The following is a 16,946-nucleotide window of genomic DNA, read 5'->3' as shown; positions in this document are numbered from 1 at the left end:
TTAGAACGACGTTGATGAACCGTTGTTGACGCGGCTGACGTGAACGAGCTTAACGGCGCGTCACGGAATCGGAATAGGAGTTGTTGTCGTCCACCACCGGACCGCGCCAGCCATTGACCGGAAGATGGAGCTTGCGCACGAGGCGGTCGGTGAAGGGGCTGTCGTCAAGGCGCACCAACCGCACCGGGCGGCTACCGTGCACGACTTCAAGGCGCGAGCCCGGCGGCATGTCCACCTGCCGCAGACCGTCGAGAACCACCTTGCCGTGGGTGGTGGTGATCAACGACTCGACAGCGACTGTGGAGGTCGGCGCGACCACGAGCGGGGTGGTGAACAAGGCGTGTGCGTTGTTCGGGACGACGAGAATAGCGTCGAGCTCCGGCCACAGAATCGGCCCGCCGGCGGAGAACGCGTAAGCGGTGGAGCCGGTGGGTGTGGAGATGAGCACGCCGTCGCAGCCAAAGGAGCTCACCGGACGGAAATCCACTTCGAGGATCGCATCGAGGACACCGCTACGGTCGATATTTTCCAGGCTGGCCTCGTTAAGAGCCCAGCTCTCCCCCACGAGTTCATTATTCGAGTCGTGGACCGTGATGTCGATTGTCATGCGGTCGACGACGCGGTAATTGCGGTCAATGACACGGCGGATCGCCGTTTCCAGGCTGTCTTCCTCCCACTCAGCCAAGAAGCCGATGTGGCCCAAGTTGATGCCTAGTACGGGGACGTCCTGCTCGCGCGCCATGCCCGCAGCACCCAGAAACGTACCGTCACCGCCGAGGACGAGCACGAGCTCGCAGCCCTTCGCCGCTTCCGGGCCCGGGTCCACCGTGTCCAACCCGGCAAGCGACGGGTAGTTGTCGGTGAACGGGACATCCCGGTCGCCGAGCAGGCGGACGGTCAGCCCAGCCTCCAAGAGCAGCTCGGTCGCACGCGCGGCGGACGCGATATTGCCTTCGCGGCGGGTGTGCGGGACCAGGAGAACAACGCGGTCGCTGTTGTCTGCGGCACCTGCTACCTCAGCACCGCCTACGTCGTGGGCGTCATCTGCGGACATCAGTTCTCCGGTCCTTCCTCTACCGCCCGGTGAATCATCCGGACTAGTTCATCATCGCTCGGGGCGCTCGCACCTCCGTCGCGGACAAGCCATAGGAAGTATTCTACGTTTCCGCTCGGACCCGGAAGCGGAGATGCGGTGGCGGCCTTACAACTCAGCCCGAGCTCGAGCGATTTCCGCGCCACATCGAGCGTGACTTCTTCCCGCAACTCCGGTGAGCGCACCACGCCGCCGCTTCCCAAACGATCTTTGCCCACCTCGAATTGCGGTTTGACCATAGGAAGCAGGTCGGCGCCGTCAGACATGCATTCCGTGATAGCGGGCAGCACGAGTTCGAGGGAGATGAATGACAGGTCGCCCACCATGAGGTCCGCTGGCCCGTCCATGAGTGCCGGGGTGAGGTGGCGGACATTGGTGCGGTCGAGCACGGTCACGCGTTCGTCGTTCTGCAGGCGCCACACGAGTTGCCCGTAGCCGACGTCCACGGCAACGACCTCTCGGGCGCCGCGGCGCAGCAGCACATCGGTGAAGCCCCCAGTGGATGCCCCGGCGTCCAGCGCACGCTTACCGTCCACGCTCAGGCCGAGAGGTTCGAAGGCCTCCAAAGCACCGAGCAGTTTGTGCGCGCCGCGCGACGCCCAGTCGTCCTCGTCGGCGTGCGCGACCTTGATGGACACATCCGGTTCCACGATGGTCGCCGGCTTCTTTGCCACAAAGCCGCCGACTTCGACGCGGCCCGCCTTGATCCACTCCACGGCCTGCTCCCGCGACCGCGCGATCTTGCGGCGCACCAGCTCGGCGTCGAGCCGTCTTCTCGAAGGCGGCATGAGCTACTCCCCGTCCTGCAGAGCGGACGCGAGGACACCGTAGGCGGCTTCGAACCTAGCGAGCTCCCCTGCCAACTCGTCCCCGTTGTCCTCCTCTGTCGAAGAGACAAGCGCGTGCTCGTACTGTTCCCGCAGGTCGTCGACGCTGATCTGCGGCGTGCGGGGATCGTGCGGTTTCGGGGCCGGCATCATCGCGCTCACCACCACGCTTGCGTTGCGGCACGAGCCGCGTCCGACGCAGGCTTGACGACGTCTCCGCGCTCTCCCCCGTCTGCCCACGCCACCGAGAGAACCGTGCGCAGTGCCTGCAGCGGAGTCGAGGACTCATCGCCGCCGTCGAGGACAATCGCACCGCCCTCGCGGACAGCCGTGAACCCGCCCTGTGCACTGGGACGTAGAGTGTCCGGATCAAGCTCGGCGTCGAGCAGCACACTCATGTCCTGCGCAATGAACGTCGGACGCTGCTCTGCCGGGGCATCGATGAGCGCGTGCGGACCTGACACGCCCGTCAGGACGTGCAGCGTGTCCATTCCCGCAGCTACTCCACCTGCGATATCGGTGTCCAGTCGGTCTCCGACAACGAGCGGCCTCTTTACACCGAGGTTCTTCTTCGCCAGTTCGAACATGGCTGGCCCTGGCTTGCCCGCGGCTTCCGGGATCACGCCCGTCGCATTGGTCACGGCCGCGACCATCGAGCCGTTGCCCACCATGAACCCGCGGTCCATCGGCAGTGTCGAATCCAGGTTGCTGGCTATGTAGGTGGCACCCCGCTGGATGGCTAGAGCAGCTTCGGAGAGCTGCTTCCAGCCGTTGTCCGGCGAGTGCCCGTGCAGAACAGCCACCGGGTTGTCGTCTGCGGAAGTGACGGGGACGAAGCCGGCTTCGCGGACAAGGTCGACAAAAGACGGGGCTCCGACCACCAAGATCGCCGAGCCTGGTTCCGCATGCTGCGCCGCGAGCTGCACAGCAGCCTGGGCAGATGTCATCACAGCGTCGGACTCGACATCCAAACCGATCCCGCGCAGCTTGGCGGCGACATCATCGGGCGACTTCGACGCGTTGTTGGTGATGAACGCCGGTGCCACTCCCTCTTGCTGCGCTGCGGTGATCGCATCCACCGCGTGCGGGATAGCGGTATCGCCAGCCCACACGGTGCCGTCAAGGTCGAGCAACAAGGCGTCGAAAAGCTCAGTCATGCCCACAGTGACCCCCGCTACTTCAATTCCTTGAGCCGCTCCGCGGCATCCGTCAGCTCGTCTGTGTCCGCCTTGGACACATGCTCGAACCACTGGCGCGCCTCGTCCGTGCGGCCGACCTGGGCGAGCGCATCGCCGTAGGCGTACGCGAGACGGATGTGTTCAAACCCGTCGCCCTTCATCGTCGGGTTGAGTTGCTGCAATGTCGCCAACGCGGACTCGTGCTGGCCCATGTCATGGCGTGCGCCGGCCATGACGATGGAAAGCTCGATTCGGGAGTCCTCGTCCAGGTCCCGTGCCTCCGGGCTACGCCCGATCTCGAGCGCCTTCTCCGGACGTCCGAGACCGCGTTCCGCATCCGCCATAACAGCAAGAAGACCCGGGCCGCCGCTAATACGGCGAGCGGCGCGCAGTTCGGAGAGCGCTTCCTTCCATTCGCCAGCGTGGTATGCGGCGATGCCGGCAGCCTCGCGCACGACCCCGACGCGGCCCGCACGGTTTTTCGCCGCCCGGGCGTGGGTGAGCGCCAGTTGCGGGTCATCCGCCATCCATGTGGCAGCCATGATCATGTGCTTGGCCACACGGTCCGCGTTGTCCTTGGACAGCACCCGCAAATCCTGAAGAACCGACGGGTCGAGGTCGGCGACATCGATGTCGTCCGGAATCGCCGGTTCATTCTCCTTCTGGGCCATGCGGTCTTCGCGGTAGCCCTGGCGGTACGGGTTCGACCGGTCGTGGCGGACCTTATTGCCCCCACGGCGGTCACCGCGGTCGTACCCGCCGCCACCCCGCCGGTCGTTCCCGCCGCGCCGCTGCTCGCGGTTTCCGCCCCGGTGGTCATCGTTGTAGCGGCGCTCACCGTCGCGCCGGTCGTCGCCGCGTCGCTCATTGCCGCGCCGGTCGTCGTTCCTGCGGCCGTATCCGCCGCCCTGGTTGCGGTTACCCCGGTTGCCTCCGCCACCGTTCCGGCGGTCGTTGTTGCGGTTGTCGTAGCTCATGCTCCACGTCCTCCCTGTTGCCTACCGGATGATTAGTTGGCTATTTTCACGCCGGCGAAATTCTTCTTGCCGCGGCGCAGCACGATCCACTTTCCGTGCAGCAGATCCTCCTCGGCCGGCTCCCAGTCCTCCGACTCGATGCGCTCGTTGTTGGCGTAAGCGCCGCCCTCCTTGATGGCGCGGCGCGCCGCACCCTTGGAATCGACCAGACCGGTGCCCACCAGCAAATCGACAATCGTGCGCGGAGCACCCGGCTCCACGGTGAAGACCTCCGTCTCGGAGACGGCCGCGGCGAGCGTCGGCTCATCCAATTCGGTCAGTTCCGCGCGGCCGAACAATGCCTGGGATGCCAGCTCCACTGCCTTGGTGGCGTCGGGGCCGTGGACGAGGTCCGTCATCTCGCGTGCGAGGCGCTTCTGGGCCTCGCGCTTGAACGGGCGCTCCTCCACCTCGGTCTCTAGCTCGTCCAGCTCCTCCTTGGTCAGGAAGGTGAACCAGCGCAAGTAACGGATCACGTCGGCATCGGCGGTATTGACGAAGTACTGGTACCAGCGGTACGGGCTGGTCATCTCCGGATCGAGCCACAGCGAGCCGCCGCCGGTGGATTTACCGAATTTCTTGCCTTCAGAGTCCGTGACCAACGGCACCGTCAAAGCGTGCACGGACTCCCCGTCCATGCGGCGGTTCAAGTCGACACCGGCAACGAGGTTGCCCCACTGGTCGGAGCCGCCGACCTGCAGCGTGCAATCGAGGCGGCGGCGCAGCTGAACAAAGTCATTCGCCTGGAGCAGCATGTAGGAGAACTCGGTGTAGGAAATGCCGTCGTTGTCCAGACGGCGCTTCACCGTTTCGCGCGACAGCATCGTCGCGAGCGAGAAGTGCTTGCCCACGTCGCGCAGGAAGTCCACCGCGGACATCTCGTTGGTCCACTCTGCGTTATTGGCCAGGATCGCCGCATTCTCTCCCTCGAAGGAGACGAAGCGCTTCAGCTGGCCGGAGATGCGCTCCGCCCAGTCGCTCACCGTGTCCGCAGTGTTCATGGTGCGCTCGCCCACATCGCGCGGGTCACCGATCATGCCGGTCGCACCGCCTGCCAGCACGATCGGCCGGTGGCCCGCTTCCTGGAACCGGCGCAGCATCAGCAGAGGAACGAGGTGGCCCGCATGCAGCGACGGCCCCGTCGGGTCGAAGCCGGCATACAGCGTGATCGGCTCCTTGGTCGCTTCCTTGAGCGCGTCCAAGTCGGTGGACTGGTTGATCAGTCCGCGCCACTGCAGTTCGTCGATGATCGTTGCGCTGTCAGCCATAAAGCAGTTCTTTCAAGCCTCGTTCACGTAGATGGTTAGGAAATTCGCCCGGGCCAATGCTCCAGCCGGGGGGCTAGGCGTTGGGGTACGGCTCGGCTTCGTCGATAAGCAGGACAGGAATGCCGTCGTCGATGCGGTACGCGACGCCGAGCCTGCGGTTGAGCAGCAGCTGCTCGTCGTGCAGATACTCGAGCGGCCCCTTGTCCTGCGGGCAGGCGAGAATATCCAGAAGCTGCGGGTCAAGCGTCGGTGTGTCGGCCGTCATGGTCGTTCATCGTACCTTGTTCAGGTGTTGTCCAACCCAGGCAGGTCGCCGAACGCTTCCCGCAGCGTGCGAGCCTGCGAGTCCATAGCGCGCAAATTCTGGTCGAGAATTCCGCGCTTCACCTTTTCCGCCGCCGACGTCAGCGTGCTCAGTGAACCGGTCATCACCTCAACGGCTTCCGGGCTGCGGTACTGCGGAGCATCCAAGTACGTCTTCACCACATCCGGGAAATAAATGGTCACGATGTCCCAAATCGTCTGCTGGTGTTGCGGGGCAGCTTCCAAATCGTCCCAGTTAGCCAGCACGAACCGGAGGTTATTTTCCATCTCCTTCGCCTGTGCACGGACGGGCTTGGGCGGGTGAGCACCGTTCAATGTGTCCAGCGAGGCATCGAGCTTTTGCCCCAAATCGATCGGCGCAGGGAGCATTGGCTGCTTGCGTGCTTCCAGCTCCGCGTTGCGTGGAGCGGGTGTGAGCGCCACGCCCGCGCCCCACGCGGCGACCGCGGCGACGGGCCACAGGAAGCCGAGACCAACAGCCAAGTGCAGCGCGATCACTAGCACCGCCAGGATCATTCCAACGAGGTTCTTGCGGGAGGTGAAGAAATTGCCGTTACCGCCTCCCCCGCTTTTCGACGGGGTCAGGCTGGAAGGATTACTGGTAGCCACGGATCTCCTTGAATGCTTCACTGAGGTCCCCGTTCAACGCATCGAAGACCGCGCCGCCGGTCAGGTCGGCGACCTCCTTCATGTCCTTCTCACTCGCTTCGCCGTACAAGATGACGAAGACGGGAATCCTTCCTTTCGTGGCGGTGGCCGCCGTGTACTCACGCTTGAATTGCTCCAAGCTTCTACCTGCGGTGACCGCTCCATCGCTCAGGAGGACGATCGAACTGATGCCGCTGGCCGGGTCGCTCTTCTCTGTCGCTTCCAGCAGCGTGTCGTAGATATTTGTCTTGCCTCCTGCGACGAGACCATCGATATACCCTTGGAACTGCTGCTGCACTCCAGGGTCACTCTTGCTGAAAGTTCCGGTGAACGGCTCGTGCGGCTTGGAGGAGAAGGACTGGAGAGTCACTTGCTCGCCGTCGCGGAGAGCGACGTTGCCGATGTCAGTGGACGCAGTGCCGTCGACGAAGGATGTCATAATCTGCTTCAACGATTCCAGACGCTCCCCCTGCATCGACCCGGATGTGTCCAAAGCAAACGTTGTTGATCCGCGTTTACGGAACTCGTTGTTGTATCGGTCGACGAGAGCATTGACCGTGTCGTAATTGGCGGGGAACGGCAGCTCGATCACGGTTTGGCCGGACAGCTCCGCGGGCATGTTCGATACATCTGCGACCGGCCGGCGGAAAGAATCAGCCATTTCCTGCTGGTGGTCGAGCAGCCAATCCGCCAAAGCCTTCACTTGCTCAGGTGCATCCTTGTGGGCCGGGTTCGCAAGCGTGGACAGCGGGTAGTCGGCGGAGATCACGCCGTCGGCCGGCACGATGATGGCGATCGCGGCACCGTCCTTCCGCATCTGCTGCAGGGTGGACTCATAATTGACAATCGCGTCGGCTTTCTCCGGATCCTGCTGGAAGGCATCCGCGAGCCAGCCGGAGGAGCCCGAAACCATCGACTGCGCTTGGAAGAGCTCGTGCAGACGCGGCCCGACTTTCTCAATGTCCTCGTCGGTGAGCGCTGAGCCGGTGTCCGCCATTGCGGTGGCCACCGACACCAGGGCCGAGAAACCGGAGTTGGACACGGAAGGGTCGGTCATGCCGAACGTGAACTTGCCTTCCCGGGCCGCGTCGGCGAAGTCGCCCCACGTCGGCTGCGTCGTCTCCCATCCGAGCTCACGCGCCTTCGCCTCTTGAACACCGAAGGCGACCGGACTGGTGGCCACTTTCGTCTCATCGGCCAGAGCGTTTCGCGCACCGATCAAGTCGATGTAGCGGTTAGTTGCCAGCCAGGTGGCGTCGATCGTGCCGTCGAAACGCCCGTGCTTGAGGTCCTGTGAGTTCTGCAGGGTGCCACCGGGGAATTCGAGGTTGATGGGGAATCCGAGCTCCTCCGACGCCTGCTGCACCAGCGGCTCGAGGTCTTTGAGCTCGGTGGCGGCGACGATATTAAGCGCGTCGCCTGAGCCCGAAACCCCGCCTTTTCCGGAACCTCCGTTTTCGCCGTCCGTCCCGCAGGCGGTCAGGGCGGCACCGGCCAACAAGGTCAGCAGAACCGCAATTAGTCTGTTCATTTCTCCTGCTCCTCCTGGTTGCGGGGCGGTACAGTGCCGTAGCGCATTCCCACGCCGTCGATAAGTGCTTCCAGCCTGTCGTAGTTCGGCGGGTCCACCGACGACACGTAGCTCGACGGCGGCGGGAATCCTTTGTCCTGCAGGGCCTGCGTCAGGTAGTCATTACTCGACGGACGGAAGCCGTGCTCCGCGGCGAGTTTCTGCAGCGTCTCGTCGGTGGAGAGCAACCGTCCGAGCTCCTTGCCGTCCGCACTGATGCCCACAAGGCCGTGGTTGGCCAGAACCGTCGGGTCAAGTTGGACCAGAACCATGTCGTCCTTGATCCTCGAATTCGGCTTCATCTTCTCGCCGAGGAACTGGGCCTCATAGACCATCACCATTGGGGCGGAGCCCATGCCTTGGCTCAAGTAGTCGTTGAACGGCCCTGCCGAGGAGGACTGGGTGTAGCCCTGACCGGTGAAGAAAGGTGAGAGCTGCTCGGTCAGCCACCCGACGTCGTTGGCCTTGTCCGGCTCCCGCTCACCGAATTGCCAGGCGAGGATGGACAGGAACATCGCAGCCGAGTTGGAGGTGCGGATGTCCGTCGTGGAAATCTGCACGTTGCGCGGCGACGGGAACGCAGTTCCCAGATCGCGCCAACGCTTCCCGGATTGAGCCATATCGATGTACGCGTTCACGTCGAGGACGTAGCTCTCCCCCTCCTTGCGCACCACCCCAGCGCCCTCAAGCAGGTCGACAATCGGCTGGAACGTGGCCACCGCCATCGGCGAGAAGAACGGGTAGTCCACCGAATAGTCCGAGCCCTGGTCGGTGACCTTCTGCGTGGCCGGACTCGAGGACGGGAACACGAAGTCCTGCTGGTCCAGATCCACCTCCGTGGCAATGCGGCGGGACCCGGCGGTATTCACGGACACCGTGTAACCGAGCTCCCTCAACCGGTCCACCACTGCGGGGTCCTCGAAGTATTCGCGTTTCTCCGATCCGATCACACCGTGGATTTCCTTGGTGCCGGCGCGGAAGCCGCCGGCGCCGTTTCCCTTCCCGTCACTGCCGTCGCCCCCGAAGCCCGGAAGCACACCCCGGCCTGCGAGCACGGCAACGACAGCCAGCACCGCTAGGAGAATGCCGACGATGACTGAGCATCCGCGTCCCCTACCGGACCCACCAGTGGCTTGTTTTGTGGTCATGCGCACAGTTTATGGTGCGCACAGGGTGCGCGCAGAGAAACTGGCTGCTGAGCCAAGCTCAAGCAGCCAGTGACAACACCGGGGAAACAGCCGGGTTTTACGCCCCGCGCACCGGGGTCTGCGCCCACGCGCGCGCAGCGGCATTCGCTTCATCGACACGCGCGCGCTGTTCGGCGACCCGCACGGCGGCGGTTCCACCGCGGGTGGCGCGGGAAGCCACGGCACCGTCGATGGTGAGCACCTCGCGCACCTCAGGTGTGAGCCGCTCATCCACGTCCGCGAGCTCCTCATCCGTCAGATCCACGAGATCCACTCCGCGTGCCTCCGCGATACGGACGCATGCGCCGGATGCCTCGTGCGCCTCGCGGAACGGGACGCCCTGCCGGACCATCCACTCAGCCAGATCCGTAGCCAAGGTGAATCCGGCCGGTGCGAGCTCCCGCATGCGGTCCTCGTGGAAGGTCAGCGTGGACACCAGGCCTGTCATCGCCGGCAGGAGGATGCGGAGCTGGTTCACCGAATCGACGATCGGCTCCTTGTCCTCCTGCAGGTCCCGGTTGTACGCCAGCGGCAGTGCCTTGAACGTGGCCATCAGGCCGGCCAGGTTGCCGATGAGGCGGCCCGTCTTGCCGCGGGCGAGCTCCGGCACGTCCGGGTTCTTCTTCTGCGGCATGATCGAAGAACCGGTTGACCAGGCGTCGTCAAGCGTGACGTAGCCGAATTCCGGCGTGGACCACGCGATGATCTCCTCCGACAGGCGGGAAATGTCAACGGCGATCTGAGCGAGGACGAAAGCGCCCTCGGACACGAAGTCGCGCGAAGAGGTGCCGTCGAGGGAGTTGTCCGCGGCCTCGTTGAAGCCGAGCTCCTCGGCGATTGCCTCAGGGTCGAGCTTCAGAGAGGAACCCGCGAGCGCGCCCGAACCATAGGGCGACACCGCGACGCGCTTGTCCAAGTCCCGGATGCGCTCAAGATCGCGCAGCAGCGGCTGGGCGTGCGCCAGAAGCGAGTGCGCGAGCAGGATCGGTTGTGCCGCCTGGAAGTGGGTCTTGCCCGGCATGATCGCGTCCGGGTGCGCCGCCGCCTGGTTCGAAAGAGCCTCGACCAGGTCAGTCACATCCGCGGCCACGTCGCGAAGAGCGTCGCGCAGCCACATGCGGAACATCGCCGCCACCTGGTCGTTGCGGGAACGGCCTGCGCGCAGGCGTCCGCCGAGCTCCGGCCCGACGCGGTCAATGAGGCCCCGCTCCATTGCGCCGTGGACATCCTCGTCCGTCGGCAGCGGCCCGAAGGACCCGTCAGCCACATCGCGCCCGAGCTGATCCAGGCCGTTTAGCATCGCTTCCAGGTCGGAGTCCGTCAGCAAGCCAGCGCGGTTGAGAACCCGGGCGTGCGCCTTCGACGCGAGGACGTCATACGGCGCGAGGATCCAGTCGAAATGCGTGGACACGCTCAGCGCGAACATCGCTTCCGACGGTCCGCCGGAGAAACGTCCGCCCCACAGCGCCCCTTCGTTGGTGCCGTGCTGTTCCATTACTTGCCGGCCTCGCGGTCGCGCTTGTTGGCGATCTGGGAGGACAGGCCGTGGAGCTTGACAAAGCCCTTGGCGTGGGACTGGTCGAAGGTGTCGCCGGTGTCGTAGGTGGCCAGGTTGAAGTCGTACAGCGAGTGGTTGGAGCGGCGGCCGTTGACGGTGATGGAGCCGGCGTGCAGCACCATGCGGATGTCACCGGTGACGTGCTCCTGGGTGGACTCGATAAACGCGTCCAGGGAGCGCTTCAGCGGAGCGAACCAGAGGCCGTCGTAGACTTCCTCGGACCAGCGGGCGTCGATAAGCCGCTTGTAGCGTGCGAGCTCGCGCTCGACCGTGACGTCCTCGAGCGCCTCGTGCGCGGTGATGAGCGCGACGGCGCCCGGTGCCTCGTAGACCTCGCGGGACTTGATGCCCACCAGGCGGTCCTCGACCATGTCCAGACGGCCGACGCCCTGTGCGCCAGCGCGGCGGTTCATCTCCTCGATGGCCTCGAGGACGGTGACCTTGCGGCCGTCGATGGCGACGGGCTTGCCGGCCTCAAAGGAGATGATCACCTCGTCTGGCGCGTTACCCAGCGCCGGGTCCTCGGTGTAGGCGTAGAGGTCTTTTGTCGGCGGGTTCCACAGGTCCTCGAGGAATCCGGTCTCAACGGCGCGGCCCCACACGTTCTGGTCGATGGAGAACGGGGAGGAAGCGGACTGCTCGATAGGTAGGTCCTTGCCCTCGGCGTACTCGATGGCCTTGTCGCGGGTCCACGCGTAATCGCGGGCCGGGGCGATGATCTCCAGGTCCGGGTCCTGGTTGACAAAGCCGACCTCGAAGCGCACCTGGTCGTTGCCCTTGCCGGTGCAGCCGTGCGCCACGTGGGTGCCGCCGTGCTCCTTGGCCGCCTCGACGAGGTGCTTGACAATCAGCGGGCGGGAGATCGCGGATACCAGCGGGTACTGCTTCATGTACATGCCGTTCGCCTTGATGGTGGGCAGGCAGTACTCCTCGGCGAACTCGTCGCGCGCGTCGACGACGATGGACTCGACAGCGCCGCAGTCGAGAGCGCGCTGGCGCACGGACTCCAGGTCCTCGCCGCCCTGGCCTAGGTCGAGGGACACGGCGACGACCTCGCCGCCGGTCATTTCAGCCAGGTACGGGATGGCCACAGAGGTGTCCAGGCCGCCGGAGTATGCGAGTACAACGCGGTTAGTCATGTCAGTCAATGCTCCTTCAATCAGCAATCAGTGTTTGTACTGGGGTTATTCAGCTATTCGGTCAGTCGTCACTGGGCTCGTTTTGCACTTCACCCATGAATTCAGCGGCGAGGTCCGCGCCCGTGAGCGGTTCGCGCGCGAGGACGAACACAGTGTCGTCGCCCGCGATGGTGCCCACCACTTTTTCCAGTGCCACCCGGTCAATGTAGCTTGCCAGGTACTGGGCCGCTCCCGCAGGGGTGCGCAGCACGGCGATGTTGCCGGTGTGGTCGATGGACACGACGAGTTCCGCCAGCATGCGGCGCAGCTTGTCGCGGGGCCCCTTCGGGGAAGCCTGGAAGGATTGGGCTTCCTCTCCCACGGCATAGTAGGAACGCCCGCCGCCGGTGGGGCGTACCTTCCGGGCACCGAGCTCATCCAGGTCGCGCGACAGGGTCGCCTGTGTGATGTCGATGCCCTCGTCGAGAAGCAACTCGGAGAGCTGCACCTGCGACGACACACGGGTGTGATCCAGAATGGACAGGATCTTCGCCTGGCGCACTGTGCGCGAATTCGGTGCGGTCATCGCTTCTCCCCAAGGCATTCGTTCAGCGTCGCTTCGATCGCGTCGACGGCACGCGCGAGCTCGGCGTCCGTGATCACCAGCGGCGGGGTGAGACGGATGACGTTATCCGTCGGCGCGTTCAAGATGACACCGTGCGTCAGTCCCACGCGCACAGCGTCCTTCGCCACAGGTTCCGTGAGAACAACGCCGAGCATGAGCCCGCGGCCGCGCACATGGTCGACGCCAGCCAGCTTATCGACGTCCCGTGCCAGCCCCTCGCCCTTCTCCTTCACCTCAGCGCAGAATGCGTCGTCGACGATACTCAGCACAGCGTTGGCAGCGGCGCAGGCGATCGGGTTTCCGCCGAAAGTCGTTCCGTGGGCCCCCGGGGTGAACAGTGCGGCGGTCTCCTTAGTGGCAATCACGGCGCCGATCGGCATACCACCCGCCAGCCCTTTGGCCATGGTGACAATGTCGGGCCGCACACCCGATTCCGTGTGCGCGAAGAATGCTCCGGTGCGGCCGACACCGGTCTGCACCTCGTCGACCACCATGAGAATGCCGTGCTCATCGCACAGCTCGCGGACGGCCAAGAGGAAGCCCTCGGGGGCGGGAACGACGCCGACCTCGCCCTGGATGGGCTCGAGGAAGATTGCGGCCACGTCCTCCGGGTCCTGCTCGACCAGCTCGCGCAGGTGGTCGATGTCGCCGTAGCGGTAGTAGTCCACGCCCGGGACCAGCGGCGCGAACGGCTCGCGTTTGCCGGGCTGGCCGGTCAGCGACAGCGCGCCCATGGTCCTGCCGTGGAAGCCGTTGATGGCCGTCAGCACTTTCGTGCGCCCGGTCAAGCGGGCGAGCTTGAACGCGGCCTCATTCGCCTCGGCACCGGAGTTGCAAAAGAAGACCTTCGCGTCGTCATCGCCGATCTTCTCCCGCAGCGTGTTCGCTGCCTGCAGGGCTGCGTTGGAGCCGAAGAAATTGGAAATGTGTCCGAGTGCGGATGCTTGGTCCGTCACTGCGCGGATCAGTTCCGGGTGCGCGTGCCCCAGCGAGTTCACCGCGATCCCGGCGAGCATGTCCACGTAGGTGTTGCCGTCCGCGTCCGTCACTGTCGCGCCCTCACCTTTGACGAGGTGGAGTTGCGGCGTGCCGTAGGTGTTCATGAACACCTGCGACCACTGCTCCAGCGCTTCGGCGTTGCTTGCGGGGGCGTCAGAGATCGAGGTTGCGGACGGAGTCGTCGTCGATGCGTCGGTCACTGCGGATCATCCTTCCTGAACACGGTTCCTTCGGGATAGTTCGATTGCTCGTAGTCGTCCGGCAACACCATCGTGCCCACGCCGCCCATGGTGAGCAGCTCGAGCAGAACAGCGTGCGGGATACGTCCGTCGATAACGTGGGATGCACTGACTCCCCCGCGCACAGCCGTCATGCATGCTTCCATCTTCGGGATCATTCCGGAGTCCAGCCCCGGCAGCATGCGTTCGAGCTCGCTGAGGGTGATCTTGGACAGCAGGGAATCCTTGTTCGGCCAATCGGTATAGAGGCCTTCGACGTTGGTGAGCACGACGAGGCGTTCAGCGCCGAGCGCCGAGGCGAGAGCGCCCGCTGCGGAGTCCGCGTTCACGTTGTAGACGTCCCCGTCCGTTCCCGGAGCGATGCTGGACACCACCGGAATCCGGCCAGCCTCGATGATGTCCATGACTGCGGACGGGTTCACGTCGACAATCTCGCCGACAAGACCGATGTCCTTCTTCTCCCCGTCGACCTCGACGTAGCGCTTCTGGGCAGTGAACAGCCCAGCATCTTCACCGGAGGTGCCCACCGCGTACGGGCCGTGAGAGTTGATGCGCCCGAGCAGGTCTCGGCCGACCTGGCCGAAGAGCACCATACGTACGACGTCGAGAATCTCCGGCGTAGTCACGCGGAACCCGCCGACGAACTCGCCGCCGTCGAGATCGAGCTGCCGCAGCATGGCGGTGATCTGCGGTCCTCCGCCGTGCACGACGACCGGCTTCGCGCCGACTGTGCGCAGGAAGACCATGTCTGCGGCGAACGCGGATTTCAGGTCGTCGTCGATCATGGCGTTGCCGCCGTACTTCACCACCACGATCTTGTCGCGGTAGTGCTGCAGCCACGGCAGCGCCTCGGCGAGAACGTGCGCCCGGTCCTGGTTAGTTAGTTTCATGTGCGTCGCTCCTACGTCGAGTACTCGGAGTTGATTTCCACGTACGAGTAGGACAGGTCCGTTGTGCGTACGCTGGCCCGGCCCGGTCCGCCGGTGCCTAGGTCCACGAGGACCTCCACGTCCGCGCCACTCAGGTCCACCTCGCGTGCGCCCGGTGCGCCCGTGCTGTCCACGCACACCGGGGTGCCGTTGAAGGACACCGTGATCTTCTCCGGGTCCATTTCCGCATCCGCCATGCCGACAGCGGCGAGGACTCGGCCCCAGTTCGGATCGGAACCGAACATCGCGCACTTGACCAGGTTGTCCCGGCCGATGGTGCGCGCGGCGTTGAGCGCCTGCTCGTTGTCACCCGTGCCTTCGACGGTGATGACTACTCGTTTGGTCACACCTTCCGCATCCGCTTGCAGTTGGCGGGAAAGCTCCTCGCACAGCTCGGCGACCGCCGCGGCGAAATCCTCCGCCGACGGCTCCACGCCCGAGGCGCCCGACGCCATGGCCACGACAGTGTCGTTGGTGGAGGTCGCACCATCAATGTCGAGGGTGTTGAACGTCGTGCCGGATGCGTCGCGCAGAGCGGAATCCAGCACAGCAGAGCTCACCACGGCATCGGTGGTGATGCACACCAGCATCGTCGCCAGCGACGGAGCCATCATGCCCACGCCCTTCGCCATGCCGCCGATGCTCCACCCGTCGCGCTGGACGACAGCTTCCTTGGACACAAGGTCAGTGGTCAGGATCGCCTCTGCGGCCGCGCTGCCGTTGTCGCCGAGGTCGGCGCCGAGTTTCTCGATTCCGCCGCGGATCACGTCCATCGGCAGCAGATCGCCGATGAGACCCGTCGAGCACACTGCGACATCCTGCGCATCCACTCCGAGTTGCCGCGCCGTCAGCGCCTGCATTTCCACAGCGTCCACATCTCCCTGGCGGCCGTTGCAGGCGTTCGCGTTGCCGGAGTTGTACACCACAGCAGCGAGCGAGCCGGTCGCCAAAGCCTCACGCGTCACCTTCACGGGTGCCGCGACGACCTTGTTGCGTGTGGTCACCGCAGCCGCGTCAAAACGTGGGCCGTTGTTGACCACCAGAGCCATGTCCGGCTTGCCCGACTGCTTGATTCCTGCGGTGACGCCCGCAGCGGTGAATCCTGCAGGAGCTGTCACACCTGTTGTAGACATTCTTCGTTCCTCACCTTCCTCAAAAGCTTATGGCGCGACCGCCGCCTGCGGCAGTCCGTCGGTCTCCTCGAACCCGAGCGCGAGATTCATGCACTGAACCGCGGCTCCGCCGGTCCCCTTGGTCAGGTTGTCGATCACCGAGGTAGCAAGAAGTACTCCGGCCCCCTCGTCGACTTCCACCTGCATGAGGCACATATTGCTGCCCCCCACGTGCTGGGTCTGCGGCTGCCGGCCCGCGGGCAGCACGCGCACGAACGGCTCGCCCGCGTAGAAGTCCGCATAGGCGGCCCGGGCCTGCTCCTCTGTGACACCGTCCCTGAGCGGCGCTGTCACTGTAGACAGAATGCCGCGCGGAAGCGGTGCCAGCACCGGGGTGAAGCTGACCGTGACTTTCTCATCGGTCACCTCGGAGAGGTTTTGCACCATTTCCGGTGTGTGGCGGTGTTTACCGGCGGTGTTGTACGCCTTCAGCGACCCCATAGTTTCCGCGCCGAGCAGATCCGCGTTCGCTTTCTTCCCTGCACCGGACACTCCGGTGACCGAGACGACGTTGAAGGACGGCTCGACCAGGCCGCGGGCAGCCGCCGGCAGTGCGGCGAGCGTCGCCCCCGTGGGGAAGCATCCCGGCACGGCGATGCGCTTGGCCGCCGCGATCTCCTCCCGGTGCCCCGGCATTTCAGGAATGCCGTACGGCCAATAACCGGCATGCTCAGACCCGTAATATGCAGTCCAATCCTCAGCGTTGCGGAGGCGGAAATCTGCTGCGCAGTCGAGCACCAGCGTGCTCTCCGGCAACGCCGCGCCGATCTCGGCGGAAAAGCCGTGCGGGAGACCAAGGAACACCACATCGTGCTTCGCCAGCACATCCACCGTGGTGTCCTCGATGACGCGGTCCGCGAGCTGCGGAACGTGCGGCAGCACGTCAGCGGCGGACTGGCCGGCATTCGAGTTGCCGGTCAACGCTCCGATTTCCAGCGTCCCATCGAGAAAACGCGGGTGACCGACCAGCAACCGGAGGATCTCCCCTCCGGCGTATCCGGTGGCACCCGCGATTGCGACTGTGTAGCTCATAGCGACAGGCTACACAGCCGGCACCCCGTTATGCAATTTATTCCGAAGGAATAATTTTATGCGGACAATGGCGTCCCGCAGTGAAACCCAGCCGCTGCCTCGGCAACATCACACCCCAAATGCAGCTTTCAGCTTGCAGCTAAAGGCCGAAAAGGGAGCGCGG

17 protein-coding genes are annotated in these 16,946 nt (G+C 64.7%); all 17 read right to left on the bottom strand.

The genetic code is table 11. From position 1 onward, the window contains the following. Positions 1-49: 49 nt before the first annotated feature. On the bottom strand, positions 50-1,054 hold the full coding sequence (locus CZ338_RS08930) for an NAD kinase (RefSeq protein ID WP_087117880.1): 1,005 nt from the start codon (positions 1,052-1,054) through the stop codon (positions 50-52). Continuing rightward, positions 1,054-1,881, bottom strand: a complete 828-nt coding sequence (locus CZ338_RS08925) for a TlyA family RNA methyltransferase (protein WP_087117879.1) — start codon at positions 1,879-1,881, stop codon at positions 1,054-1,056. Before CZ338_RS08925 ends, CZ338_RS08930 begins: the two co-directional genes overlap by 1 nt. Before the next feature lie 3 nt (positions 1,882-1,884). Beyond that, positions 1,885-2,073 carry a hypothetical protein gene (locus tag CZ338_RS08920; RefSeq protein WP_087117878.1) on the bottom strand — a complete coding sequence of 63 codons (189 nt, stop codon included), beginning with the start codon at positions 2,071-2,073 and terminating at the stop codon, positions 1,885-1,887. Positions 2,074-2,078: 5 nt separating this feature from the next. Beyond that, positions 2,079-3,083, bottom strand: coding sequence for an HAD-IIA family hydrolase (locus CZ338_RS08915; protein WP_407919374.1), 1,005 nt, complete (start codon positions 3,081-3,083; stop codon positions 2,079-2,081). An 11-nt stretch (positions 3,084-3,094) separates the two neighbouring features. Further along, positions 3,095-4,075: a tetratricopeptide repeat protein gene (locus tag CZ338_RS08910; RefSeq protein WP_087117876.1), complete on the bottom strand. Its 981-nt coding sequence runs from the start codon at positions 4,073-4,075 to the stop codon at positions 3,095-3,097. A 32-nt stretch (positions 4,076-4,107) separates the two neighbouring features. Continuing rightward, on the bottom strand, positions 4,108-5,382 hold the full coding sequence (tyrS, locus tag CZ338_RS08905; RefSeq protein ID WP_087117875.1) for a tyrosine--tRNA ligase: 1,275 nt from the start codon (positions 5,380-5,382) through the stop codon (positions 4,108-4,110). A 73-nt stretch (positions 5,383-5,455) separates the two neighbouring features. After that, the gene (locus CZ338_RS08900; protein WP_087117874.1) at positions 5,456-5,647 is read right to left on the bottom strand and encodes a Trm112 family protein; all 192 of its coding nucleotides are present in this window, start codon (positions 5,645-5,647) and stop codon (positions 5,456-5,458) included. Positions 5,648-5,667: 20 nt separating this feature from the next. Further along, positions 5,668-6,315, bottom strand: coding sequence for a hypothetical protein (locus tag CZ338_RS08895; protein ID WP_235839517.1), 648 nt, complete (start codon positions 6,313-6,315; stop codon positions 5,668-5,670). Continuing rightward, complete coding sequence (locus CZ338_RS08890; RefSeq protein WP_087117873.1) at positions 6,302-7,885, bottom strand: VWA domain-containing protein; 1,584 nt, start codon at positions 7,883-7,885, stop codon at positions 6,302-6,304. The genes CZ338_RS08895 and CZ338_RS08890 overlap by 14 nt, the downstream gene beginning before the upstream one ends. Continuing rightward, positions 7,882-9,072: a hypothetical protein gene (locus tag CZ338_RS08885; RefSeq protein ID WP_087117872.1), complete on the bottom strand. Its 1,191-nt coding sequence runs from the start codon at positions 9,070-9,072 to the stop codon at positions 7,882-7,884. The genes CZ338_RS08890 and CZ338_RS08885 overlap by 4 nt, the downstream gene beginning before the upstream one ends. A gap of 97 nt (positions 9,073-9,169) precedes the next feature. Next, positions 9,170-10,606, bottom strand: a complete 1,437-nt coding sequence (argH, locus tag CZ338_RS08880) for an argininosuccinate lyase (protein ID WP_087117871.1) — start codon at positions 10,604-10,606, stop codon at positions 9,170-9,172. Beyond that, the gene (locus tag CZ338_RS08875) at positions 10,606-11,808 is read right to left on the bottom strand and encodes an argininosuccinate synthase (RefSeq protein WP_087117870.1); all 1,203 of its coding nucleotides are present in this window, start codon (positions 11,806-11,808) and stop codon (positions 10,606-10,608) included. Before CZ338_RS08875 ends, argH begins: the two co-directional genes overlap by 1 nt. A 61-nt stretch (positions 11,809-11,869) precedes the next feature. Continuing rightward, complete coding sequence (locus CZ338_RS08870; protein ID WP_087117869.1) at positions 11,870-12,373, bottom strand: arginine repressor; 504 nt, start codon at positions 12,371-12,373, stop codon at positions 11,870-11,872. After that, the gene (locus CZ338_RS08865) at positions 12,370-13,515 is read right to left on the bottom strand and encodes an acetylornithine transaminase (protein ID WP_087118220.1); all 1,146 of its coding nucleotides are present in this window, start codon (positions 13,513-13,515) and stop codon (positions 12,370-12,372) included. The genes CZ338_RS08870 and CZ338_RS08865 overlap by 4 nt, the downstream gene beginning before the upstream one ends. Before the next feature lie 92 nt (positions 13,516-13,607). After that, positions 13,608-14,540, bottom strand: a complete 933-nt coding sequence (gene argB / locus CZ338_RS08860) for an acetylglutamate kinase (protein WP_087117868.1) — start codon at positions 14,538-14,540, stop codon at positions 13,608-13,610. 11 nt (positions 14,541-14,551) lie between these two features. Then, positions 14,552-15,712 (bottom strand): bifunctional glutamate N-acetyltransferase/amino-acid acetyltransferase ArgJ, encoded by a 1,161-nt coding sequence (gene argJ / locus CZ338_RS08855; RefSeq protein ID WP_087117867.1) that lies wholly within the window; start codon positions 15,710-15,712, stop codon positions 14,552-14,554. Positions 15,713-15,739: 27 nt separating this feature from the next. Next, positions 15,740-16,783: an N-acetyl-gamma-glutamyl-phosphate reductase gene (gene argC / locus CZ338_RS08850; protein ID WP_087117866.1), complete on the bottom strand. Its 1,044-nt coding sequence runs from the start codon at positions 16,781-16,783 to the stop codon at positions 15,740-15,742. Positions 16,784-16,946 lie beyond the last annotated feature (163 nt).

Source organism: Corynebacterium urinipleomorphum (genome assembly GCF_900155535.1).
GTDB lineage: Bacteria > Actinomycetota > Actinomycetes > Mycobacteriales > Mycobacteriaceae > Corynebacterium > Corynebacterium urinipleomorphum.
The sequence above is the reverse complement of the archived record's forward strand: the minus strand, read 5'-3'. Positions and strand labels throughout refer to the sequence as shown.